18 protein-coding genes and 1 riboswitch are annotated in these 22,346 nt (G+C 65.9%); of the genes, 9 read left to right on the top strand and 9 right to left on the bottom strand.

Annotated elements, in window-relative coordinates:
• Positions 1-54: 54 nt before the first annotated feature.
• Both LRC39_RS24460 and LRC39_RS24455 read left to right on the top strand, forming a co-directional pair.
• Positions 55-1,740: an outer membrane beta-barrel protein gene (locus LRC39_RS24460; protein WP_346295932.1), complete on the top strand. Its 1,686-nt coding sequence runs from the start codon at positions 55-57 to the stop codon at positions 1,738-1,740.
• An 85-nt stretch (positions 1,741-1,825) separates the two neighbouring features.
• The gene (locus LRC39_RS24455; RefSeq protein WP_346295931.1) at positions 1,826-3,019 is read left to right on the top strand and encodes an ABC transporter substrate-binding protein; all 1,194 of its coding nucleotides are present in this window, start codon (positions 1,826-1,828) and stop codon (positions 3,017-3,019) included.
• Between the two features lie 264 nt (positions 3,020-3,283).
• Here the strand turns inward: LRC39_RS24455 and LRC39_RS24450 are convergent, their stop codons facing one another.
• The 4 genes from LRC39_RS24450 to LRC39_RS24435 form a co-directional block, all read right to left on the bottom strand.
• The gene (locus LRC39_RS24450) at positions 3,284-3,676 is read right to left on the bottom strand and encodes an MAPEG family protein (protein WP_346295930.1); all 393 of its coding nucleotides are present in this window, start codon (positions 3,674-3,676) and stop codon (positions 3,284-3,286) included.
• Between the two features lie 67 nt (positions 3,677-3,743).
• Entirely contained in the window at positions 3,744-4,832 is a 1,089-nt protein-coding gene (locus LRC39_RS24445) for a lipocalin-like domain-containing protein (protein WP_346295929.1), read from the bottom strand.
• On the bottom strand, positions 4,822-7,287 hold the full coding sequence (locus LRC39_RS24440; RefSeq protein WP_346295928.1) for an FtsX-like permease family protein: 2,466 nt from the start codon (positions 7,285-7,287) through the stop codon (positions 4,822-4,824). The genes LRC39_RS24445 and LRC39_RS24440 overlap by 11 nt, the downstream gene beginning before the upstream one ends.
• Positions 7,284-7,937 carry an ABC transporter ATP-binding protein gene (locus LRC39_RS24435; protein WP_346295927.1) on the bottom strand — a complete coding sequence of 218 codons (654 nt, stop codon included), beginning with the start codon at positions 7,935-7,937 and terminating at the stop codon, positions 7,284-7,286. The genes LRC39_RS24440 and LRC39_RS24435 overlap by 4 nt, the downstream gene beginning before the upstream one ends.
• 272 nt (positions 7,938-8,209) lie before the next feature.
• Here LRC39_RS24435 and LRC39_RS24430 point away from each other — a divergent pair, with 272 nt between their 5' ends.
• On the top strand, positions 8,210-9,496 hold the full coding sequence (locus LRC39_RS24430; protein ID WP_430624913.1) for an MFS transporter: 1,287 nt from the start codon (positions 8,210-8,212) through the stop codon (positions 9,494-9,496).
• A gap of 117 nt (positions 9,497-9,613) precedes the next feature.
• Here the strand turns inward: LRC39_RS24430 and LRC39_RS24425 are convergent, their stop codons facing one another.
• Positions 9,614-10,834 carry an ABC transporter substrate-binding protein gene (locus LRC39_RS24425; protein ID WP_346295926.1) on the bottom strand — a complete coding sequence of 407 codons (1,221 nt, stop codon included), beginning with the start codon at positions 10,832-10,834 and terminating at the stop codon, positions 9,614-9,616.
• A 235-nt stretch (positions 10,835-11,069) separates the two neighbouring features.
• On the opposite strand from LRC39_RS24425, the gene LRC39_RS24420 reads away from it, so the two are divergent.
• Positions 11,070-12,326 carry a hypothetical protein gene (locus tag LRC39_RS24420; protein ID WP_346295925.1) on the top strand — a complete coding sequence of 419 codons (1,257 nt, stop codon included), beginning with the start codon at positions 11,070-11,072 and terminating at the stop codon, positions 12,324-12,326.
• Positions 12,327-12,350: 24 nt separating this feature from the next.
• Here LRC39_RS24420 and LRC39_RS24415 read toward each other — a convergent pair whose 3' ends face one another.
• The 3 genes from LRC39_RS24415 to LRC39_RS24405 all read right to left on the bottom strand — a co-directional run bounded on the left by LRC39_RS24415 (position 12,351) and on the right by LRC39_RS24405 (position 15,201).
• Positions 12,351-12,545, bottom strand: a complete 195-nt coding sequence (locus tag LRC39_RS24415) for a hypothetical protein (protein WP_164571050.1) — start codon at positions 12,543-12,545, stop codon at positions 12,351-12,353.
• A 172-nt stretch (positions 12,546-12,717) separates the two neighbouring features.
• Positions 12,718-13,005, bottom strand: coding sequence for a hypothetical protein (locus tag LRC39_RS24410; RefSeq protein WP_107346332.1), 288 nt, complete (start codon positions 13,003-13,005; stop codon positions 12,718-12,720).
• Positions 13,006-13,179: 174 nt separating this feature from the next.
• The gene (locus LRC39_RS24405; protein ID WP_346295924.1) at positions 13,180-15,201 is read right to left on the bottom strand and encodes a TonB-dependent receptor plug domain-containing protein; all 2,022 of its coding nucleotides are present in this window, start codon (positions 15,199-15,201) and stop codon (positions 13,180-13,182) included.
• Between the two features lie 109 nt (positions 15,202-15,310).
• Positions 15,311-15,513: riboswitch (cobalamin riboswitch) on the bottom strand.
• 131 nt (positions 15,514-15,644) lie between these two features.
• Here LRC39_RS24405 and LRC39_RS24400 point away from each other — a divergent pair.
• From LRC39_RS24400 to LRC39_RS24390, 3 genes are all read left to right on the top strand, one after another.
• A complete protein-coding gene (locus LRC39_RS24400; protein WP_346297555.1) occupies positions 15,645-16,361 on the top strand; it encodes a DUF938 domain-containing protein in 717 nt (238 codons plus the stop codon).
• Between the two features lie 75 nt (positions 16,362-16,436).
• The gene (locus tag LRC39_RS24395) at positions 16,437-17,684 is read left to right on the top strand and encodes an MFS transporter (RefSeq protein WP_346295923.1); all 1,248 of its coding nucleotides are present in this window, start codon (positions 16,437-16,439) and stop codon (positions 17,682-17,684) included.
• 86 nt (positions 17,685-17,770) lie between these two features.
• Positions 17,771-18,988, top strand: coding sequence for an MFS transporter (locus LRC39_RS24390; protein WP_346295922.1), 1,218 nt, complete (start codon positions 17,771-17,773; stop codon positions 18,986-18,988).
• 54 nt (positions 18,989-19,042) lie between these two features.
• On the opposite strand, the gene LRC39_RS24385 is transcribed toward LRC39_RS24390, so the two are convergent.
• Positions 19,043-19,588, bottom strand: a complete 546-nt coding sequence (locus tag LRC39_RS24385) for a carboxymuconolactone decarboxylase family protein (protein WP_346295921.1) — start codon at positions 19,586-19,588, stop codon at positions 19,043-19,045.
• A gap of 165 nt (positions 19,589-19,753) precedes the next feature.
• Here LRC39_RS24385 and LRC39_RS24380 point away from each other — a divergent pair, with 165 nt between their 5' ends.
• Both LRC39_RS24380 and LRC39_RS24375 read left to right on the top strand, forming a co-directional pair.
• Positions 19,754-20,938 (top strand): acyl-CoA dehydrogenase family protein, encoded by a 1,185-nt coding sequence (locus LRC39_RS24380; RefSeq protein WP_107346758.1) that lies wholly within the window; start codon positions 19,754-19,756, stop codon positions 20,936-20,938.
• Positions 20,939-21,103: 165 nt separating this feature from the next.
• Entirely contained in the window at positions 21,104-22,243 is a 1,140-nt protein-coding gene (locus tag LRC39_RS24375) for an acyl-CoA dehydrogenase family protein (protein ID WP_346295920.1), read from the top strand.
• Positions 22,244-22,346: the final 103 nt, after the last annotated feature.

Genomic DNA, 22,346 nt, shown 5'->3' with positions numbered 1-22,346 from the left:
AATCCCTGGCGCGCACTCTGCTCGGCGTCGTTGTGCCGAGCAGAGTGTGTTGCCATGAGTCGAGTCCTTGTTGCCGCTGCCATGCTCGCGACGGTAGTTTCGCCGGCCGCAGCGGCCGACATGCCGCGCTTTCCTCCGCTGATGCCGGTCGCACCGGTGTCGTGGAATTGGGCCGGCCTGTATTGGGGCGTGCATGTCGGCGGCAGCTTCGGTTCGTCGAGCTTCAGCGACCCTGCCGGTGCCGGTCTTTACGGCGGCAGTGTTCGCAGCCCGGCGGCACTTGCCGGCATCCAGGTCGGCTACAACTATCAGCCGAGCGCAAATTGGCTGATCGGCGTCGAGGCCGATCTCAGTTCGATGAACGCCAAGGGCACCAACACCTGCATGGCGTCGTCGGGGTTGTTCATTTCGTCCAATTGCCGCGTCCGCCAGGATGCACTGGCGACGCTGACCGGCCGTGCCGGATTTATCACCGGCCCAGCCGGCCGCACGCTGCTCTACGCCAAAGGCGGCGCGGCTTTCCTGAGTGAACGGCTCGACATCGCCGTCGGCTATCCGCTCGGCAATTCGACCGCCCTCAATGACGGTCGCTGGGGTTGGACCGTCGGTGCCGGCATCGAACGGGCGCTCGCGCCGGCCTGGTCGGTGAAGCTCGAATACAACTACGCCGATTTCGGCAGCCGCGACATGGCGACGCCGGGCAGCGAACGGCTGGTGCCGGGCGTCGGTCTTTTCGCCACGCCGCCCGGCACCAGCAAGATCGAGCAGGACCTGCATGCGGTGAAGGTCGGCCTCAACCTCAAATTCGGCGGCGATGTCGACGCACGCTTCGACGACTATCATCTGCGCGGCTCCCAAGCCGGGATCGATGTCGTCGAACGCGGCGCGGTCGAGGTCGGCGGTCGCGTCTGGTACAGTTCGGGGCGCTTCCAGAAGGATCTCGGCGCGACGGTCGATCAGGGCACTCAGAATGTCCTGATCTCGCGGCTGACCTATCAAAGCACCGCCGCCTCGGGCGAGGCATTCGGTCGCGTCGATGGTCCCTACGATACCTTCCTCAAGGGCTTCGCCGGCGGCGGCACCCTGCTGAGTGGACATATGAACGACGAGGACTGGATCGCCCCTAAGCATATCCCCTATTCGAATACGCTGTCGGATCCGGTCAAGGGCAGCATCGCCTACGCGACGCTCGATGTCGGCTACAATCTCTTGCGTGGACCTGACTACAAGTTCGGTGGCTTCGTCGGCTACAATTACTATCGCGAGAACAAATCGGCCTATGGCTGTGTGCAGACCGCGGGCGCTACGTCGCTGGTTTGCGCGCAGCCGATCTCGGCTACGGTTCTCGGCATCACCCAGAACGACACCTGGCACTCGCTGCGGGTTGGCCTGAACGGCGAGTTCGGGCTCGGTCGCGGGTTCAAGCTCTCGGCCGATGCGGCCTATCTGCCCTATGTGAAGACCTTCGGAACCGACACGCATTTGCTGCGGACGGATGTCCCCGACAAGGTCTCGCCGTCGCAGGGCACCGGGCAGGGCGTTCAGCTCGAAGCCATCCTGTCGTATCAGTTGAACAGCGCTTTCAGCGTTGGCGCCGGTGCGCGGTATTGGGCGATGTGGGCGACCACCAACGCCTACACCAATATCTTCGGCACGGAGTGTCCCTGTCAGACCCAGCCGGCGCGCACCGAGCGCTATGGAACCTTCTTGCAAGCGGCTTACAAATTCGACGCTCTGTAACCACTGCCGTTGCTGCACAATCCGCTGGGCAGCGGCAATTTTCCTAACTAAGCTGCGCGCCAACCAAAACACTGGGAGGCACGTCATGAAACTCAAACTTCTTTCCGCCGCGCTCGCGGCGACTGCCCTCGTTGCCGTCACGCCGGCCTCGGCGCAGGGCGTCAAGATCGGCATCCTCAACGACCAGTCCGGCGTCTATGCCGACTACGGCGGCAAGTGGTCGCTCGAAGCCGCCAAGATGGCGGTCGAGGATTTCGGCGGCGAAGTGCTCGGGCAGAAGATCGAGCTTATCTCCGCAGACCATCAAAATAAGCCCGACAACGCCGTGGCGATCGCGCGCAAATGGTACGACGTCGACGGCGTCGACATGATCACCGAGCTCACCACGTCGTCGGTGGCGCTGGCGATCCAGGATCTGTCGAGGGAAAAGAAGAAGATCGACATCGTGGTCGGCGCCGCGACCTCGCGGATCACCGGCGATGCCTGCCAGCCTTACGGGTTCCATTGGGCGTTCGACACCCATGCGCTCGCGGTCGGGACCGGCGGTGCGCTGGTGAAGGCCGGCGGCGACACCTGGTTCTTCCTCACCGCCGACTACGCGTTCGGGTACGCGCTGGAGAAGGACACCAGTGAGATCGTGCTGGCGAGCGGCGGCAAGGTGCTCGGCTCAGTGCGGCATCCGCTGAATTCGTCGGACTTCTCCTCGTTCCTGCTGCAGGCGCAGGCATCGAAGGCCAAGGTGGTCGGTCTCGCCAATGCCGGCCTCGACACTGCCAACTCGATCAAGCAGGCCTCCGAATTCGGCATCGTCGCCGGCGGCCAGAAGCTGGCTGGGTTGCTGATGACGCTCGCCGAAGTGCACGGCCTCGGCCTCAAGGCGGCGCAGGGGCTGGTGCTGACCGAAGCCTATTATTGGGACCGCGACGACAAATCACGCGAGTTTGCCGAGCGCTTCTTCAAGCGCACCAACCGGATGCCGAGCATGATCCAGGCCGGCACCTATTCGGCAACGCTGTCCTATCTGAAGGCGGTGAAGGCCGCCGGCACCAAGGACACCGATGCGGTGGCCAAGAAGCTGAAGGAACTCCCGGTCGACGACGCGTTCGCGTCCGGCAAGGTGCTGGCCAACGGCCGCTTCGTCCACGACATGTATCTGTTCGAGGTGAAGAAGCCGGAAGAGTCGAAGAAGCCGTGGGATTACTACAAGCTGCTCGCCACTGTGCCGGGCGACAAGGCGTTCCCCACCGCGGCCGAGAGCGGCTGCCCGCTCACCAAGTAAGCGCTCGATCGAGCCTCTGAAATGAAAGCCGGCGCTCCGCAAGGGCGCCGGCTTTGCCTTGAGTCGGTTGCGCCGAGCGTTGTGCAACCTCTCCCGCTTGCGGGAGAGGTCGGATCGCGTAGCGATCCGGGTGAGGGCACTCCTCTCAGCGATCGATAACTCACTGCCTGGGGCGCCCTCACCCCAACCCTCTCCCGCAAGCGGGAGAGGGAGCCGGCTATGCGCGGGTCAAGCCCGCGCATGACGTCCGTGACGGAGGATGGTTCAAGCCCCCAACATCTGGTGCACGACGCCGTACACCGAACCACCCCACAGGAAGGCGGTCGCCACCATCTGCACCGCAAAACCCAGGCCGCGCTTCTCGGGGGCTTCGGCATAGCCCAGCATGTAGAGAATCCGCCCGATGATCCACACCGCGCCCGCCGCGGCCGCGAAGCCGTCGCTCAGATAGTACGCGAACAGCCATAGCGACGGCAGGAAGATCGGCATCCATTCCAGCGTATTGGCCTGCACGCGAAACACCCGCTCGAAATCCGGGTGGCCGGAGATCGCCGGCGCTTTGACGCCATACAGCATGCGCGCGCGCGCGACCTGCACCGAGGTGTAGAAATAGAACATCAACGCCAGAAGGGTGGCGATCGTGGTGTAATGAAACATCCAAGGGCTCCCAGACTAGGTTCGTTCTTGCCCGGCTTGATGGCCGCCGGTTGTGCGCAGCTTGAACTCAATATCCGGTCATCTCAAGATACCCGAAGCCGCTCCGGTTACCGTTGAACGCAATCGGCCCTTCCCAATACGGGAAGCTGGTCCCCATCCAGCTTTTCGGATTGAGCGGCGTGGTCTCGATCGCGAGGTCATGCCCGGCGACCGCCACGCGCCAGCGCGTCGGCACTTGGCGCGTCCCAATCGTGGTGACGCCGAGCGGTTCGAGCCGAATCTGATCCGGTGAAAGAGGCATGGAGCGGCCGTCGGCGCCGATCCAATTGCCGGCGAAGTAGTTGCTGCCGTCGCGCTGCCGCAGCCGGAACAGCATCACCTTCTCGCCGGAGGACAGATGCAGCGAGAACCAGTCCCAGCCGGTCTGGTCGGAAGCGAGCGGCTGGCTCGACCATTCGCGGTCCATCCAGGCCGATCCCTCGACCGCAATGGAGCGGCCGTCGAGCGTCAGCGTGCCGGAGGCGGTGAAATACGGCTGGCTGTAGTAATACGAAGCCTGGCCGCGCTCGGACTTGCGCGAGTAGCCGTTGTCGCCCTGCAGCACCAGCGGCCGATCGGCACTCAGCCGCAATGCGTAGCTGAAATCGGTGCCGCGCGCGGTCACCTCGAGCGGCGACAGCGTCACTGGCACCAGCGATGGATCGCCCTGCATCGCCCAATCGTCGATGACCGCCTTGAACGGCGAGGCCTCGACCCCTGCGACGCCCACCCCGCCGCGCGAAAACTTCTCGGCGAAACGATGGATGTCGGCGCTGGTGACGGCTGCGTGCGCCATCCAGATCTGCTGGTTGGCCCAGCCGTCACGTTGCGGGCCCGGCGTCATGGCTTGGCGGAACAGGGTCCACTGCGCCCCATAGGCGTTGCCGGCAGCATCCTTCAGATTGGCCGTGAGGTACCACCACTCGATCCGGAAATCCGGATGCGGACCATGGTCGTCGGGAAACGCCAGCGTGCGGCCCGGCACCACAGGAGCAAATCCGCCGGCGTCGCTGCCGAGGCCGGCAAAGCCCTGCGCCCACGCCCGCGGTGAGGCGAGAGATGCAGCAACAAGCCCGACGGTGAAGACGCGGCGGCTGATCCGGTCCCTAGCGCTCATCGGCAAACACCTTCACCAATCGCGCCGGCTGCATCCGCATCAGCTTCAGGATCGGCAGCGCCGCCGCCAACAGCGTCGCCAGCAGCGCGACGCCGACCAGCTTCGCCAGTTCGAACGGAAACACCTCGAACGGCAGCCGCCAGCCGAACGCTTTGACGTTGACGACCGCGATCAGGCACCACGCCACCATCAGGCCGAGCGGCAGCGCCACCAGCGCGGTGATCGCTGCCATCGCCAGCGTCTTCGTCAGTTCGATCAGCGCCAGCCGGCGGCGGGTGATGCCGATCGCCCACAGCGGCGCGACCTGCGGCAGCCGCGAGGCGCCCAGCGTCAGCAGGCTGGTCAGCAGTGCCACGCCGGCAATGCCGAGCGTGAAAGCGTTGAGCGCGGTGGTGACTGCGAAAGTGCGGCTGAAGATCTGCTTGGAGATCGCCTTGAGGGTCGATTGATCGGCGAGGCTGCGCTCCCCGAGCGCGAAGCTGCTGCGCAGCTCGGCGATCAGCGTGGGCACTTTTGCAGGATCGACCCGCAGCCCGAACCTGGTCTTGGCTACATCAGGGAAATGCGTCACCAGCGCGCCGAACGCGACGCCGAGCTGGCCGCGCGGATTGCCGTAGTCGGCATAGATCCCCACCACCTCGACCGGCCACGGGCCGCGGTCGCTCGGCACTACGATGCGGTCGCCGAGCTTGACGCCGAGCCGGCGCCACAGCTGTTCGCTGACCAGCGCCGCATCGCCGCGTGCGACGCGGTCCCAGACATCTGTGGTGTGCTCGAGCAGCGGCCAGTGATCACGATAGGTCGCATCGTCGGCGAAGCCGATCAGCTCCACCGGCTGGCCCTGCAGCTTCACCTCGGCACGAGCACCGGGCAGCAGAGACCTGACTTCGGGACGCCCCTTCAGCCAAGCCTTGATCTCGGTCGCCTGCTGATCGGTGGCCGCATTGAGATAGACCTCCGCGGCGAGCCGGCCGTCGAGCCAGCGCTGGAAGGTACGGCTGAAGCTCTCGACCATGGTGCCGACGCCGACATTGACGCCGAGCGCGAGCAGCAGCGCCGTCAGCGCCAGCGACAGACCGGATAGCTGCAGCCGGCTGTCGGCCCAGAACCAGGTCGTCAGCGGTCCGCGCGCCAGCTTCTCGCCGAGCGCCAGCACCAGCCCGAGGATCGCCGGCAGTCCGAGCGCGGCGCCGAGCAGGATCGCGGCAAGCACCGCAAAGCCCGACAGCAGCGAATCGCCGAACCACAGGAATCCGAAGCCGGCGGCGAACACCGCGAGTGCGGCTGCGCCCTGCACGATCAGCCAGCGATACTGCGCCTGCTGCCATGCGTAAGGCTGCGCGGCGGCGAGCACCGGAAGCCGCGCCGCCTTGACCAGCGCAGCGGAGGCCGCCGCGAGAGTACCGAGAATGCTGATGGCGATGCCGGCGAGCCACCACTCTGGCCGCAGCGACAGCTCGCCGGGATTCTGCGCGCCGTACAGGCCACGCAAGGTGGCGGCGACGTCGGGCAGCAGCGTCGCGGCGATCAAATAGCCGCAGACCAACCCGATCAGGCCGGCGAGCAGGGCGATCAGACACAGCTCGATCACCATCACGGCGTTGAGCTGCCGCGCCGAGGCGCCGCAGGCCCGCAAGGTGCGGAGCATCGGGCGGCGCTGCTCGAACGCCAGCCCGATCGCCGAATTGACGATGAACAGCCCCACTAAAAATGACAGCAGCCCAAACGCGGTGAGGTTGAGGTGGAAGCTGTCGGTGAGGCGCTCGAGTTCAGTGGCTGCATCCGGCTGATCGAGCTGCAGTCTATCGCCGACGATGTCGCGCAGCGGCGGACGCGAACCGCTTGGCTTGCTGCCGAGCAGTAGCCGCGACAGCCGGTCCGGCATGTCGAGCAGCTTCTGCGCAAGGCCGATATCGACCACCAGCACGCCGGGGGCGATCTCGGCCTGCGGCTTCAACGGCGGCAGATGCTGGCCGTTCGGCAGCTCAGGCGTGGCGCCTTCAGCCAGGCCGAATTCGCGCAGCGTCTCCGGCGCGATCAGCGTCTGGCCGGGTGGCAGGATGAAGCCCTGAAGATCGCCGGTGCCGAGCGCCGGCGCGGTGCGGGCTTCCACCGGCAGCGACAGCGGTTCGACGCCGAGCAGCCGCAGCGACCGGCCGCTCAGCCGGATCGCGCCTTCGACCGCCGGCGATACTTGCCAGCCGGCGCGGCGCAGATCGACATAGAGTTGCTGTGCGAAGCTGCCGCCGTCACGCGCCACCAGCGTCGCGGTGCGGTTGCCGCCGAGCGCCGCGGCGGCGCGGTCGTAACTGGTGCGGGCCTGTGCGTTCAGCGCCTGCACGCCGCTCCACAAGGCAGTCGCTGAGATCAGCCCGATCGCCAGGGTCGCGAGCTGCATCGGATGCCGTCGCCAGTGGCTGAGCAGCACGGCGAGGATCCACAGCGCGCGCCTCAATGGATCAGCCCCGCGTGCAGATGCACCCTGCGGTCGAGCATGCCGGCGAGACGTTCGCTGTGCGTCACCATCAGGAAGCCGCAGCCGGTACGGCGGACCAGATCGGTGGCGAGCGCCAGCACATCGTCGGCGGTTGCTTCGTCGAGATTGCCGGTCGGCTCGTCGGCGAGCAGCAGCAGCGGCTTGATCGCCAGCGCGCGGCCGATCGCGACGCGCTGCTGCTGGCCGCCGGAGAGTTGCTCGGGGTAGCGCTTCAGCAAGGCGCCGAGCCCCAGCCGCTCGATCAGCTCGCTGCGCCACGCCTCATCATGGTGGCCGGCGAGGCGAGCCTGGAATACCAGATTGTCGGCGACGGTCAGGCTCGGGATCAGGTTGAACTGCTGAAACACCAGGCCGAGCCGTTCGCGGCGGAAGGCGGCGCGCTCGGCATCCGGCATCGTCGAGATCGTTTCTTCGCCGAACGTGATGGCGCCGCCATCGGGCTGGTCGAGGCCGGCGATCAGATGCAGCAAGGTCGACTTGCCGCTGCCGGATTCGCCAGTCAGCGCCACGCTTTCACCCGGCTGCACCGCGAGGTCGACGCCGCGCAGCACCGCAACGCGGTCCTGGCCGGACACATAGGATTTGGTGAGACCGGAGACGATCAGCATGGGCGCAGTCCGCGCAGCGTGGCGATCACAGCGCGTCGCACGCGCCGGCGCGATCCGGTCATTCTTGCCTTCCAGTCTGTCGTCATTGGCCTGAAGGATATGGGGCGCGGCGCCGGTCACTCAAGACGACACGCTGCTGCGCCGCAAACAAGGTTGCGATGCACGCAAGCGCGGCGGCAGCGAATCCCTGATTGCATTCGCGTGGGAACAGCGGCAGCATTGCAACAGGTTCGCACTAAGCGCGCCATCAAACACGATCCAGGGAGCACGCCGTGACCGCGCAGCCGACGCCGCAGGGTGCCTGGAGGATTACCTTCCTGCTGTTTCTCTTCATGGTGGTGAACTTCGCCGACAAGATCGTCGTCGGTCTCGCCGGCGTGCCGATCATGCAGGAGCTGAAGCTCTCGCCCGAACAATTCGGCCTGCTCGGCTCGTCGTTCTTCTTCCTGTTTTCGATCGCCGCAATCGTCGTCGGCTTCGTCGTCAATCGCGTCGAGACCCGATGGGTGCTGCTGGCGCTGGCGCTGGTGTGGGCGGTGGCGCAGTTTCCGATGGTCGGCGACGTCTCGTTCGCAACCTTCGTGATCTGCCGCATCATTCTCGGCGCCGGTGAAGGGCCGGCGTTCTCGGTCGCGGCGCATGCGATCTACAAATGGTTTCCCGATCATCAGCGTACGCTGCCGACCGCGATCCTGTCGCAGGGCTCGGCGTTCGGTGTGATCCTGGCGGTGCCGGCGCTGAACTGGATCATCGTCAATCACTCCTGGCACTACGCGTTTGCGGCACTCGGCATCGTCGGGCTGATGTGGGCGGTGGCGTGGCTCGCGCTCGGCAAAGAGGGGCCGCTGGTACCTAGCCCTGCGGTCGCGGCAGCCGAAGTGCGAATTCCCTACGCCCGGCTGCTGACCTCACGCACCTTCATCGGCTGCGTGCTGGCGACCTTCGGCGCCTATTGGGCACTGTCGCTTGGGCTGACCTGGTTCACCACCTTCATCATCCAGGGGCTGGGGTTCAGCCAGCATCAGGCCGGGCTGATCTCGATCACGCCGTGGGTGTTCGGCGCCTGCGTTGTGCTGTTCACCGGCTGGCTGTCGCAGCGGCTGATGCAGCGCGGCGTCTCCAGCCGGATAGCGCGCGGCGTGCTCGGTGCGGCCCCGCTCCTGGTCGGCGGCGCCATCATCCTGATGCTGCCCTATATCGACAGTCCCGTTGCGCAGATCGTCGCCCTGGTGGTCGGCTCCGGCCTGTGCGGCTCGATCTACGTGGTGTGTCCGCCGATGATCGCCGAGTTCGCCCCGGTGTCGCAGCGCGGCGCCGCGATCGCGATCTACGGCGCGCTGTACACGCTGGCGGGGATCATCGCGCCCTGGGTGATGGGCAGCGTGCTGCAGCACGCCAGTTCGCTGCTGCACGGTTACGTGGTCGGCTACGCCATCAACGGCGCGGTGCTGATCGTTTCCGGCATCGCCGGCCTGGTGCTGCTGTGGCCGAACACCGAACGGGCAAGGCTGCTGCGCAGCGCCGAGCCGGTGTCTCTTGGACTCCGCAAGCCGGCCTGAGTTCGCTCGGTGGCGTGCCGAGCTTCGGCGCCTTCGCCAACTTCAGATGATCCAAAAATGGAAATGGCCGGGACGAGCCCGGCCATGACGTCGTTTAATGTGTTGCGCTGCTGCGGCTTACTGGCTCGCCGCGTCGGTGTTGAACACTTCGCCTTCCGGCACCCAGCTCTTGCCGTCGAACCGCGCGATCTGCATCTGGGTGTAGGGCGCGTAGCGGTCCGGACGGGTCGAGATCTTGATGCCCGGCAGCAGCAGCGGCGCCGCGGTCGGCTTGATGTTGGTCGCCTGCTTCAGCAGGTTGTCGCGGGTCAGGTTGTCGCCGCAGGCTTCCAGCGTCTTCACCGTCATGTAGGCCGAGATGTAGCCGATCACGACGCTGCTGTCGGCGATGTCGCCCTTCGGAAACGACTTGGCGAGGAAGTCCTTGAATTCCTTGACGTCGGCGTCGTTCTCGAACCGCGGATCGGTCGGGGTCTTCATCGCAAGAGCGGTCAGCAGCCCGGTGGAAGCTTCGCTGCCGGCCGGCTCGAGAACACCCTTGATCGAGCTGGCGACGCTGACGACGAAGTTCAGCGGCTTCCAGTTCAGTTCATGCACCTTGCGGATCGCCTGCGCGCCGAACTTCGGCGTTGCCATCGTGAACAGCGTATCGGCGCCGGACGCCTTCAGCGCGACGATCTGCGAGTCGACGGTCGGGTCGGTGACCTCGTAGGTGACCTCCTTGACGATCATCGTCTTGGCCTTGTCGCCGAGGCCGTCCTTCAGGCCTTTGACGTAGTCCTTCCCGGCGTCGTCGTTCTGCGAGAACACGCCGAGCTTGGCGTCGGGTTTGTTCTTCAGCAGGTATTTGGCGAAGATCATGCCCTCCATCTGGTAGGGCGGGTAGAGCTGCGTGGTCCACGGGAAGTTCTTCGGATCGTCCCACTTCGCCGCGCCGGTCGAGATGAAGATCTGCGGCACCTTCTTGGCGTTGAGATATTTCTGAGTAGCCGAATTGGTCGGCGTGCCGACGGTGCCGACGATCGCCAGCACTTCTTCCTGCTCGACCAGCTTGCGGGTTTGCTCGACCGTCTTGGGCGGCGAATAGGCATCGTCGAGGCTGATCAAATTGATCTTGCGGCCGTTGACGCCGCCTTTGGCGTTGATCATCGCGTAATAGGCGTTCTGGACTTGTCCTTGCACGCCATAGGCCGAGGCCGGGCCGCTATACGGCATGGTCTGGCCGATCTTGATCTCGGTGTCGGTGACGCCGGGGCCGTATTGCTTCTGGGCGAAAGCAGGCTGAGCTGCAGCGAGCGCGAGAGCGCTGGCCAGGAGGAGCGAGGTGCGAATGGACAAATGTGTTTCCTCTCGTTGAAAGCCGCACTCTGCGGTGCGGGCTGAAGGTCGATCGCCCGAGCTTGTTGTTTGCGGTGCGATCTTGCTTACGGTCTCACGAGAACCGCTGCGGTTCAATTGAATTACGTGGTGACGTAGCAGCGCAGGCCGCTCGCATCTGCACAAATTTCGTGAAACGGACTAAGTGCTGCTAGACTGACGCCTGATGGGATCAGGGAGTATCAGTAGCGACGCGATGATTACTCCCGCACATCGCCGGCTGCGTGTGCTGCTGTCCGAGGGCGGCAGCACCTCGGCGCGCCAAGCGATCACCGTGCTCGGCCTCGCCGGACATCACGTCGAGATTTGCGATCCATCGCCGCTTTGTCTCGGCAGGTTCTCGCGCTTTGTGTGTGCGGTGCATCGCTGCCCGCCGCTGCGCCGCGATCCCGCCGGCTATCTCGGTTTCGTAACGGACCTGCTGGCGACGCGCCGGTTCGATGTGCTGTTGCCGATCCACGAGCAAGGCTTGGTGTTCGCCCGCGCGTCCGACCGCATCGCAGCGCAAACCGGCGTGGCACTGCCGCCGTATGCCAGCTACCGCACCGCGGTGACCAAGGCCGGCTTCAGCCGGTTGTTGGAATCGCTCGGTCTGCCGCAGCCGCCGACCCGGATCGTGACCTCGGAGGCCGAACTGCGCGAGGCCGCTCGCGCTCCCTGCGTGATCAAGACCTCGGTCGGCACCGCCAGCCGCGGCGTCTGGCAGGCGCTGGATCAACCGACGCTCGATCGGGCGGTGCGTGAGCTGGTCGCAGCCGATGGATTTGCCGGCGAGGTGTTGGTGCAGGATTTCGTTGCGGGCCGGATCGAGCATGCCCAGGCGGTGTTCGATCGCGGCGCACTACTGGCGCTGCACGCCTATCGACAGGCCGCATCAGGGGCGGGCGGCGGACCGGCGCGTAAGCTCAGCACGCGGAGCGATGAGATTCGTCAAGACGTCGCCACGATCGGCGCCGCCCTCCGCTGGCACGGCGCGCTGTCGTTCGATCTGATCCGGCCGGCGAACGATGCGCGGCCGCTCTATATCGATTGCAATCCGCGCTTGGTCGAGCCGATGAGCGCGCAGCTTGCGGGGCTCGACCTCGTCGATCTGCTGCTGCGGCTGTCGCTGGGCGAACATCCGCCGGTGGCCGCGCCGTCGCGGGATGGTGTCCGTAGCCATCTCGGCATGCAGGTGCTGCTCGGCTGTGCGCTGGGTGGTGGCACGCGGTGTGACGTGATGCGGGAGTGCGCGCGACTGATGCTGCGGCAGACACCTTATGTGGGCAGCGCCGAGGAGCTGACCGCTGTGCTGCAGGATTGGTGCAGCGCGGTGCCGCTGGCCGCAACGGCCCTGATCCTGCTCGCCCAGCCAAGTCGGGCCGCAGCGCTGGCGGCGAAAGGTTGGGGCGATCATCTGCTCGATGTGGCGGCGCTGGCGCGGATCGATCAAGGATTTGGTCAACAGGCTTGATGCGCCGTCTCGTGCGCCGGCCTGTTACAGATCCTTGGTATAGTCGTCGCGATCGCGGGACGGCGCGCAGATGTCGCCGGTCTCGTACAGATCGTCGTCCGGGGCAGGCGCGGGATTCGGCGGCGTGGGCTTGGCTTCGCCTTTCCCCTCGCTATTGCCGGATTTCTTGTCGCGTTTGGGAGCAGCGGCCTTGGACCGCTTGCGTAGGAAGCCGATCATTGGCTCTCGGTTCCGTAATGGCCGGCGCGGGTGGTCCGAAGGCGCACACGCGGCCAGCGTTGTTGTCAGCTCAGTTCAACTGCGACGACGACCCAAGACTAGACTGGTTCGTCAAGGCCCGCACGCAATTTTCGCATCGTGCGATGCCGCAGTGCGATGCGTTGCGTCGCGATCAGGTCCGCCGACCTGAGCTCTGCTGGTCGGCCAGCCATTCCGACAAGGGGCGCGGCTTGTCGTCTTCGACCTTCTTGGTGCCTCGCTTGGTGGGGGAGGCCGCCGTTCTGGTTCGCTTGGTCTTGCTCGATGTCGCCGATTGCGGCATCGCAGCTTCGCGGGCGAGCCGCAGGGCGCGCAGGCGCGCCATGTTGTCCAGGACCGCCTTTGCCGCGGCGTCGCGTTCGGTCTTGCCGCCGTCGCCTTCAGCGGCGCTGCCAGCGCGGTGATCGTCGTCGTTCGTCATTCTTCCAGTTCAATTGCATTCAATTCGGGAGGCGGCGTGATAGCACGAAAAAAGCCTCCGAACAGCCTTTCGACATTCGGAGGCTCTTCGACATTGGTTTCGCGCATGAGCCCGTGTGCGGGGAACATGGCGTCCGCCGCCGACTGGTGCGGCGGCGGCCGCACACGATGGTCGCTAGTTGGTGACGCGGACGCCTGCGAAAGCGCCGAATCCGGGCTGCAGGAAGCCGACCGGCACCTCGTATTTCTTGTCGAACAGGTTGTCGATGCGGCCGAACACGGTGACGTGCGGATCGACCTCATAGCTCGCCGCCAGGTTCACGGTGGTGAACGACGGCGCGTCGAGCAGCGTGGTGCCGAACCGGTCGTAGTCGACCCACGAGCTGGTGTAGAGCACGGTCGCCGACACCGTGGCGCGCTCGACCGGATTCCAGATCGCCGCCATCGTCACCTTGTTGTCGGGACGCCGCCGCAGCTTCTGGTCGGTGGTCTGGTCAATGGCGTGCGTATAGGTGTGGTCGACCCGGAAGCGCAGCGTCTCGGTTGCCTGCCACGACACGAACGACTCGACGCCCGAGGTGCGCGCCATGCCGATGTTCTTGTAGCTGTAGCCACCGATCGTCACGTCGTAACCGGTCGAGTTGATCAGATCGTTGATCTCGTTGTTGAAGTAGGTCGAACCGAAAACGACGCGGTTGGCGAACAGCGGCTGTTCGAAGCCGACGTCGTAGCCCTTGCTGGTCTCCGGCTTCAGCGCCGGGTTGCCGATCGTCGCGTAGGCCGGGTTGTTGACATAGAGCTGGGTCAGCGTCGGCGCCTTGAAGCCGGTGCCGTAGGTCGCCTTCAGCCGGGTCTCGAGGGTCGGCACGATGAACACCGGCGCGACACGCCAGGTCGAGTGTCCGCCGAAGCTGTCGTTGTCGTCGTAGCGCACGTTGGAGACCAGGAAGAAGTTCTTGGTGAACTCCGACTGCAATTCGACGAAGCCCGCGGTGTTGCCGGTGCGGGCGCGCAGCGTCTTCTGCTGGTAGTTGCCGGCGAAATCATAGTCTCCGACCGAATTGGTCCGGATCGTCTCGTCCTGGCGTTCGGTGCCGACCACAAGTTTCTGCCCGTAGCCGACGTCGAGCACGCCCTTCCAGTCGAACTTGGTGCGTTCACCGGTGTACGAACTCGGCGGCGATATGCCGGTGGCGAAGGTGAAGATGTTGGTGGTGAAATCCGGGTTCGGATTAAACGTCCGATTCCACTCGTTGCTGTAGCTGACGCCGAACGTGCTGGTGAAATTGCCGAGCGGCGACCAGACCGCTTCGCCGCGGGTCATGAAATCGCGGCTTGCGGTCGTGCTCTGCAGCGTCTCGGGGAACGAGTTCGGATAGCGCGAATAGTCGTCGCCGGTGAAGCCCTTGTGGGCGTCAGTGTAGCGCGCGACGTAGTTGAACGCGAGTTCGTCGCTGGCGCGGACGCCGAGCCGCGTCGAATAGGTCAGGTTGTCGTAGTTGTCGTTGTTGCGTTGCTGGCCCGGGGCCAGCAGATTGAGCGGCGTCACCGGCAGGCTGGTCGTGCGATAATGCGCGACGTTGAAGGCGTAGTCGAAATTGTCCTGCGAGCCGGCGGCGCGCGCAGTCTGGTTGAAGGTGCCGAACGAGCCGCCTTCGATCGAGCCGGTCAGCTTGGCAGGTCCGCTGCCGCGCTTGGTGACGACGGAGATCACGCCGCCGATCGCGTCCGAGCCGTACAGACCGCTCTGCGGGCCGCGCAGCACTTCGATCCGCTCGATGTCCGAGGTCAGCAGGTTGGCGAAGTCATAAGCGCCGTTCGGCTTGCTCGGGTCGCCGGCGTCGATGCCGTCGATCAGCACCTTGACGTGGTTGGAGTTGGTGCCGCGCATGAAGATCGCGGTCGAGCCGCCGGGGCCACCGGTGCGCACCACATTGAGGCCGGGCACCATGCTGAGCGCGTCGGCGGCGGTGCGCTGCTGATAGCGGGCGAGATCATCCGCGGTGATCACGGTCACCGAGCTGGCCACCTGCTCGCGCGGCGTTTCGGTGGCGGTGGCGCTGACGACGATCTCGGGCAGCACGTCCTGCGCGGCGGCAGGCGTGGCGAGCGAGAGCGCGGGCACCAGGATGGTGGAGGCGAGAAGCGCGCGTGAAAGTGCGGAGCAAGGCCGCGGCGCGGCGGGTCGGGATTGCATTCGGTTCAACCTCGGCTGACGTCTGTGGCACGTCACAGCGAACGAGGTCTCACCGAGCTTTTCGAAAGCGGTGAAGACAATGCCTGCAATTCCCGGCCGGCAACTTCGCGTGTGACCACGAATGACGGCAGGTCTCCTGGCTCGCAGTTGATCTTCCGTCGCCTTCCCAGGACCGAGGTTCCCAGTGGCATCCGACGAAAGACGATCCGCTTACAGTTGCGGGAACAGCTACGGCCTAGAACGCGAAAGTGTCTGCGTCCGCACCGTATTCCCTTTTCATCCCTCTCGGGAACCGTCACTGCCATTAGAAGTCGCGGAATTGGCGAGTCAATTCGCCCATGGCGGCGAACAGGTGCAATCGTGGTCGGATTGTGACGAGCTGTGACTTGCGTGTAACAGGCGGGTCTGTACACCTCGCACGATAGTGGATGCGGCAGGTGGTGATGGCGGAGTTCGTGGTGGAGTTCGGCAAGGACGGGCGGCGGGTCGAACCCGACGGCCGGCTCGATGCCGCCGCGTTTCATCGCAACGATGCGCCGATCCGCACCGTGCTGGCCCGGCTGCTCGCCGGGCGACAGGGCGACGTACTCGAAGCCGGCAGTGGCACCGGCCAGCACATCGCAGCGCTGGCGCGCGAGCATCCGGACATCGTGTGGTGGCCGAGCGACGTCAACGACCAGCACCTCAAGAGCATTGCCGCCTGGCGCGCTCATGCGGCGCTGCCCAATCTGCGGCCGCCGCAACGGATCGACCTGGCCGATCCCGCCTGGTCGGTGGCGCCGGCCGACGGGGCGGAGTCCGGGCCATTGCTGGCGATATTCTGTGCCAACGTCGTCCACATCGCGCCGTGGCGCGTCGCCGAAGGGCTGCTGGCTGGCGCCGGACGGCTGCTAAGCCAGGACGGCATGCTGGTGCTGTATGGACCGTTCAAGCAGGACGGCAAGCACACCGCGCTCAGCAATGCGGTGTTCGACACCAGCCTGCGCGACGCCAATCCGGAATGGGGTGTCCGCGATGTTGCGGATCTGGAAAAGCTCGCGGCCGGCGCCGGTCTGGCGCTGAGCGAGATCGTCGAGATGCCGGCCAACAACCTGATCCTGGTGTTTGTACGGGCAAAACCGGCGGAGGCCCATGCGACAGCCGGTGGCCCGGCGGGTTGATCACGCACCGCTCGGCCCTATGATGCGCGCGCAATCGCCGGCCGTCGTCGGCCGGTGCGAGGAGAATCCCTGCCGATGGTCGATGCGACGGCCAACGACATCGTCGAAGACGATGCCCGTGCCCGTTCCAACGTGGTGCGGCTGGTCGCGGCGCAGGCGCTGACCGGCGCCAACGCCGCGGTGATCTTCGCGACCGGCTCGATCATCGGCGCGCAGCTCGCGCCGGAGATGTCGCTCGCGACCGTGCCGCTGTCGATGTACGTGCTGGGCCTTGCCGCCGGCACGCTGCCGACCGGTTGGATCGCGCGGGTTTACGGTCGCCGCGTCTCGTTCATGATCGGCACCGGCTGCGGCGCGCTCACCGGCGTGCTCGGTGCTGTCGCCATCCTGTACGGCTCGTTCCTGCTGTTCTGCATCGCGACATTCATCGGCGGGCTGTATGCCGCCGTGTCGCAGTCTTATCGGTTCGCCGCCGCCGATGGCGCCAGCGCTGCCTATCGCCCGAAGGCGGTGTCGTGGGTGATGGCCGGCGGCGTGTTCGCCGGCGTGCTCGGTCCGCAGCTCGTGCAGTGGACCATGGACGTCTGGCAGCCTTTTCTGTTCGCATTCTCCTATGTGGTGCAGGCGGCGATCGCGCTGATCGCGATGGCGGTTCTGTGGGGCGTCGATGCGCCCAAGCCGAAGCCGGCCGAGCGGGCCGGCGGCCGGCCACTGCTGGAGATCGTGCGGCAGCCGCGCTTCATCGCCGCGGCGCTGTGCGGTGCCATTGCCTATCCGATGATGAATCTGGTGATGACCTCGGCGCCGCTGGCGATGCAGATGTGCGGCCTGAGTGTCGGCGATTCCAATTTCGGCCTGCAGTGGCACATCGTGGCGATGTACGCGCCGAGCTTCGTTACCGGCTCGCTGATCGCCAAATTCGGCGCGCCGCGCGTGGTCGCGGCCGGCCTGATCCTGGAAGCGCTCGGCGCGTCGATCGGCCTGCTCGGCGTCACTGCCCCGCATTTCTGGGCGACGCTGTTCGTGATCGGCGTCGGATGGAATCTGGCGTTCGTCGGCGCCTCGGCGCTGGTGCTGGAGGCGCATCAGCCGAGCGAGAAGAACAAGGTTCAGGCGTTCAACGATTTCATCATCTTCGGGCTGATGGCGCTGGGTTCGTTCTCGTCCGGCCAGCTGCTGGCGAACTACGGCTGGACCACCGTGAATCTCGCGGTGTTCCCGCCGGTGCTGCTCGGCCTGATCGTGCTGGCGATCACCGGTTGGTCGAAAGTCCGGAAACGGGTGGCTGAAGCCGCCAGTGAACTATCCGATCGCGGCGTCTGAGCCGCGCAACAACACGTCCGGCCTCGAACCGGGACAGGGAGTGAAGCAATGCCGTCGCGTGCGACCGGCCGCGCTCGCCGCCGCCGATGGTGACCGCTCCCTCTCCCGACGAGACCTCGTTCCGCTATCGCGGTTGGCGGATCGTCGTGGTGTGCTTCATCGTCGCCACCTTCGGCTGGGGGCTCGGCTTCTACGGCCAGAGCGTGTACCTCGCCGAACTGGCCCGACTGCATGGCTGGCCATCGTCGCAGATCGCGACTGCCACCACCTTCTTCTATCTCGCCGGCGCGCTGCTGGTGGCGTTCGTCGGCGATGTGATCCGCGCCATCGGCGCGCGCGCCTGCCTGCTCGGCGGCATTGCGGCGATGGCGCTCGGCACGGTGCTGCTCGGCCGCATCGACGCGCCGTGGCAGCTCTATGCGGTGGATGCGATCCTCGCGGTCGGATGGGCCGGCACCAGTCTCGGCGCGATCACCAACACGCTCGGCCTGTGGTTCGACCAGCGCCGCGGCATGGCGATCAGCCTGGCGCTGAACGGCGCCAGCTTCGGCGGCATCGCCGGCGTGCCGCTGCTGGTGTCGCTGATCGGCGCGCTCGGTTTCACCGGGGCAACCACGGCGGCGGCGATCGCCGCGGTGGTGCTGCTGATGCCGCTGGTCGCGATCGTGGTCGCGCCGCCACCGCATCTCTCCAGTGCTGCAGCGGCGGCCACCGTGCCGCGGGCGCTGTCCTCCGGCGCGATCCGCAGCGGCGCGCTACGCGACCTCGGTTTTCTGACCGCCACCATCGGATTCTCACTGGTGCTGTTCGCGCAGGTCGGGTTCATCGTCCACCTGATCGCCTATCTCGATCCGCTGATCGGACGGGAGCGTGCCGCGGTGGCGATGTCGCTGCTGACCGCGATGGCGGTGGTTGGCCGGGTGTCGCTGTCGGTGGTGATCGATCGCCTCAATCAGCGTCTGGTTTCGGCGCTGTCGTTCGCCAGCCAGGCGGTGGCGCTGGGTGTGATCATCTCCACTCGCGACGCGACGCTGCTGCTGGTCGCCTGCGCGCTGTTTGGCTTCTCGGTCGGCAATCTGATCACCTTGCCGGCGCTGATCATCCAGCGCGAATTCCCGGCGTCTTCGTTCGGCATCCTGGTGGCGCTCAACACCGCGATCAACCAGGTCACCTATGCGTTCGGCCCCGGTGTGATCGGCCTGCTGCGCGACGCGTCGGGCAGCTACACGCTGCCCTTCGTCGGCTGCATCGCGCTGCAGCTCGCCGCTGCAGCGCTGATCATGGTGCGACCGAGGCGAAGATAACCGTTTCTGTGGTCATCCGGAGCGCGCGTCCTCGGCGTATCCCAAAGGACTGCTTTACGCCAGTTCCGGCGTCTCGCCGTCGGGAAGCGGGAACTGGTAGGCGTTGAGCGTCATCGACACCATGGTGTAGTAGCCGCAAAGCCCGATCACTTCGACCAGGCCGCGCTCGCCGAGCAGTCGCATCGCTTCGTCATACAGCGGCTGCGGCAGTCCCTTGGCTTCATGCAAGGCACGGGCGACGTCGTAGATCACCTGCGCCTTCGGATCGTCGAAAGTGGGCGTGCGGCGGTCGCGGATCGCGTCGATGATATTGGGATCGAGGCCGCCATCGAGCGCCATCTTCTTGTGCGCGTACCATTCGAATTGCGCGGTCCAATGCCGCGCGGTGACCAGGATGGCGAGTTCGGATTCCGCCGCGGTCAGCGAGGTGTCGTAGCGCAGGAAGGCGCCGAGCCGGGTGGCATGCCGGGCCATCTCCGGGCTCGCCAGCCACGCCATCATCGGCGGCGGCGGGCTGCCGCGCTTGCTGGCGATCGACTCATCATAGATCGCGCGTTGCTCGGCACTCATTTCGCCAGGCGAAAGCAGATTCAGGCGCATCCTCGGTTGTCCTCTTTGGCTGTCGGGGCTCCGTTCCCTAGCACATCGCCGCAAGACCGCCGCCCGAGACGGATATTGAATTCCACCGCGCGACGCGCCAAGGTCGCCGCCAACAAATGCATCGCCGGCGTGCAACGCGCCGGCGCAAATGTGGATGGAAACCGCATGACCGATCTCGATACATTCCGCGCCGAGACCCGCGCCTGGCTGGAGGCCAATTGCCCCGCCGAGATGCGCACGCCGATGCAAGGCGACGAGGACAATTTCTGGGGCGGCCGCAACGCCAAATTCGCCTCCGAGGCGCAGAAAGTCTGGTTCGAGCGGATGCGCGACAAGGGCTGGACGGTGCCGGACTGGCCGACGCAATACGGCGGCGGCGGGCTCGATGGTGCGCGCCACAAGATCCTGCGCGAAGAGATGGCGGCGATCGGCGCGCGCTCGCCGCTGTCCTCGTTCGGCATCTGGATGCTCGGGCCGGCGCTGCTGAAATACGGCAACGAGCAGCAGAAGGCCGAGCATCTGCCGAAGATCGCGCGCGGCGAAATCCGCTGGTGCCAGGGCTATTCCGAGCCGAACGCCGGCTCCGACCTTGCGTCGCTGCAGACCCGCGCCGAGAGCGACGGCGACGATTTCATCATCAACGGCTCGAAGATCTGGACGTCTTACGCCAACTACGCGGACTGGATTTTCTGTTTGGTGCGGACCGATCCGACCGCCAAGAAGCATGACGGCATCAGCTTCATCCTGTTCGACATGACCTCGAAGGGCGTGACGACCAAGCCGATCCTGCTGATTTCCGGCAAGTCGCCGTTCTGCGAGACCTTCTTCGACAACGTGCGGGTACCGAAGTCGCACGTCGTCGGCACCATCAACCGCGGTTGGGATGTGGCGAAGTATCTGCTGCAGCACGAGCGAGCGATGATCTCCGGGATGGGCGGCCGCGACGGCGGCCGGCCGCTCGGTCAGGTCGCGGCGGATTCGCTCGGCACCGACGAGAAGGGTCGGCTCGATGATCCGATCCTGCGCGGCCAGATCGCCACGTTCGATGTCGACGAGGCGGCGCTGGCCTGTGCGGCGGAGCGGGCGGTCGATCTCGCCAAGGCCGGGCAACTGCATCCGGCGTTCTCGTCGGCGATGAAGTACTACGGCACCGAGCTGAACAAGCGCCGCCACGAGATCCTGATGTCGGCCGGCGGCATCGATGCGCTGGAATGGGAGAGCGAGCGCAGCCAAGAAGGTGCCCGCGCCCGCGCCTGGCTGCGCACCAAGGCCAATTCGATCGAAGGCGGCACCAGCGAGGTGATGCTCGGCATCGTCGCCAAGCGCATCCTGGATCTGCCGGGGGCGTAGTTAGCCGGCACACCCTCTCCCCGAGTCATTCCGGGGCGCGCGCAGCGCGAGCCCGGAATCCATAACCACCTCCAGGGGATATGGATTCCGGGCCTGCGCCCCAGGGGGCGCATCCCGGAATGACGAACTCAAAGTCATCACTCCGAATTCATTGGATCATCACCCATGGCTCTCGTCCTTACCGAAGAACAAACCATGCTGCGCGACTCGGCGCGCGGGCTGATCGGCGACAAGGCGCCGGTCGCGCATTTCCGCAAGCTGCGCGACGAGCGTGACGCCACCGGCTTTTCCCGCGACTTGTGGAAGAGCTTCGCCGAGATGGGCTTTGCCGGCCTGCTGGTGCCGGAGGAGTTCGGCGGCTCGGGGCTCGGCTGCGTCGAGGCCGGTGTGGTGATGGAGGAGATCGGCCGCAACCTGACGCCGTCGCCGCTGCTGTCGACCGCGATCCTGGCGGCGTCCGCGCTGGCGCGGGGCGGTTCGGACGCGCAGAAGAAGGCTTACTTGCCGAAGATCGCCGACGGCTCGCTGATCGCCGCCCTCGCAGTCGACGAAGGCGCCAAGCACCGGCCGGCGAAAATCGCGCTGGCGGCGACGCGCGCCGGCAATGGTTTCAAGCTGAAGGGCGACAAGGCGCTGGTGGTCGACGGCCATGTCGCCGACCTTCTGATCGTCGCGGCGCGCAGTGCGGGGCAACCTGGTGACGCGGATGGGCTGACGCTGTTCCTGGTAGACCCGAAGGCCAAGGGCGTCGCGATCGAGCGCACCGTGATGGTCGACGCTCACAACGCGGCGCGGATCAGCTTCGACGACGTCGAGGTGAATGCCGATCAGGTCCTCGGCGATGTCGATCGCGGCGGCGCGCTGCTCGAGGCGGTGCTGAACGTCGGCCGTGCTGCCGTCGCAGCCGAAATGCTCGGCGTTGCCGACGAGGCGTTCGGGCGGACGGTAAGCTATCTGAAAGAGCGCAAGCAGTTCGGCAAGCTGATCGGCGAATTCCAGGCGCTGCAGCACCGCGCCGCGCATCTCTACACCGAGATCGAAATCCTCCGCGCCGCGGTGCTCAAGGCGCTGCAGGCGGTCGATGCCGACGCCGCGCAGGCGCGGGTGGCGGTCGCGGTCGCCAAGGCCAAGGCCGGCACGGTGGCGACGCTCGCGGTGCAGGAAGGCGTGCAGATGCACGGCGGCATGGGCATGACCGACCAGTTCGATATCGGCCTGTTCATGAAGCGCGCCCGCGTGCTGCAGGAACTGCTCGGCGACAGCGCCTACCACGCCGAGGCACTGGCGGAGTGGAAGAAGTACTGAAGCGCAAAGCGACGGCCGCCCTCGCTTCTTTTTGTCTCACGCACTCTCCACTCGTCATTCCGGGATGCGCCGCGCAGCGGCGCAGGCCCGGAATCCATAGCCC

The organism is Rhodopseudomonas sp. P1, assembly GCF_039642825.1.
Lineage (GTDB): Bacteria > Pseudomonadota > Alphaproteobacteria > Rhizobiales > Xanthobacteraceae > Rhodopseudomonas > Rhodopseudomonas palustris_H.
The sequence above is the reverse complement of the archived record's forward strand: the minus strand, read 5'-3'. Positions and strand labels throughout refer to the sequence as shown.

Coding starts and splice junctions, on each gene's coding strand:
- LRC39_RS24460 (WP_346295932.1), top strand. CDS start 55: ATGAGTCGAGTCCTTGTTGCCGCTGCCATGCTCGCGACGGTAGTTTCG.
- LRC39_RS24455 (WP_346295931.1), top strand. CDS start 1,826: ATGAAACTCAAACTTCTTTCCGCCGCGCTCGCGGCGACTGCCCTCGTT.
- LRC39_RS24450 (WP_346295930.1), bottom strand. CDS start 3,676: ATGTTTCATTACACCACGATCGCCACCCTTCTGGCGTTGATGTTCTAT.
- LRC39_RS24445 (WP_346295929.1), bottom strand. CDS start 4,832: ATGAGCGCTAGGGACCGGATCAGCCGCCGCGTCTTCACCGTCGGGCTT.
- LRC39_RS24435 (WP_346295927.1), bottom strand. CDS start 7,937: ATGCTGATCGTCTCCGGTCTCACCAAATCCTATGTGTCCGGCCAGGAC.
- LRC39_RS24420 (WP_346295925.1), top strand. CDS start 11,070: ATGATTACTCCCGCACATCGCCGGCTGCGTGTGCTGCTGTCCGAGGGC.
- LRC39_RS24415 (WP_164571050.1), bottom strand. CDS start 12,545: ATGATCGGCTTCCTACGCAAGCGGTCCAAGGCCGCTGCTCCCAAACGC.
- LRC39_RS24410 (WP_107346332.1), bottom strand. CDS start 13,005: ATGACGAACGACGACGATCACCGCGCTGGCAGCGCCGCTGAAGGCGAC.
- LRC39_RS24405 (WP_346295924.1), bottom strand. CDS start 15,201: ATGCAATCCCGACCCGCCGCGCCGCGGCCTTGCTCCGCACTTTCACGC.
- LRC39_RS24400 (WP_346297555.1), top strand. CDS start 15,645: ATGGCGGAGTTCGTGGTGGAGTTCGGCAAGGACGGGCGGCGGGTCGAA.
- LRC39_RS24395 (WP_346295923.1), top strand. CDS start 16,437: ATGGTCGATGCGACGGCCAACGACATCGTCGAAGACGATGCCCGTGCC.
- LRC39_RS24390 (WP_346295922.1), top strand. CDS start 17,771: ATGGTGACCGCTCCCTCTCCCGACGAGACCTCGTTCCGCTATCGCGGT.
- LRC39_RS24385 (WP_346295921.1), bottom strand. CDS start 19,588: ATGCGCCTGAATCTGCTTTCGCCTGGCGAAATGAGTGCCGAGCAACGC.
- LRC39_RS24380 (WP_107346758.1), top strand. CDS start 19,754: ATGACCGATCTCGATACATTCCGCGCCGAGACCCGCGCCTGGCTGGAG.
- LRC39_RS24375 (WP_346295920.1), top strand. CDS start 21,104: ATGGCTCTCGTCCTTACCGAAGAACAAACCATGCTGCGCGACTCGGCG.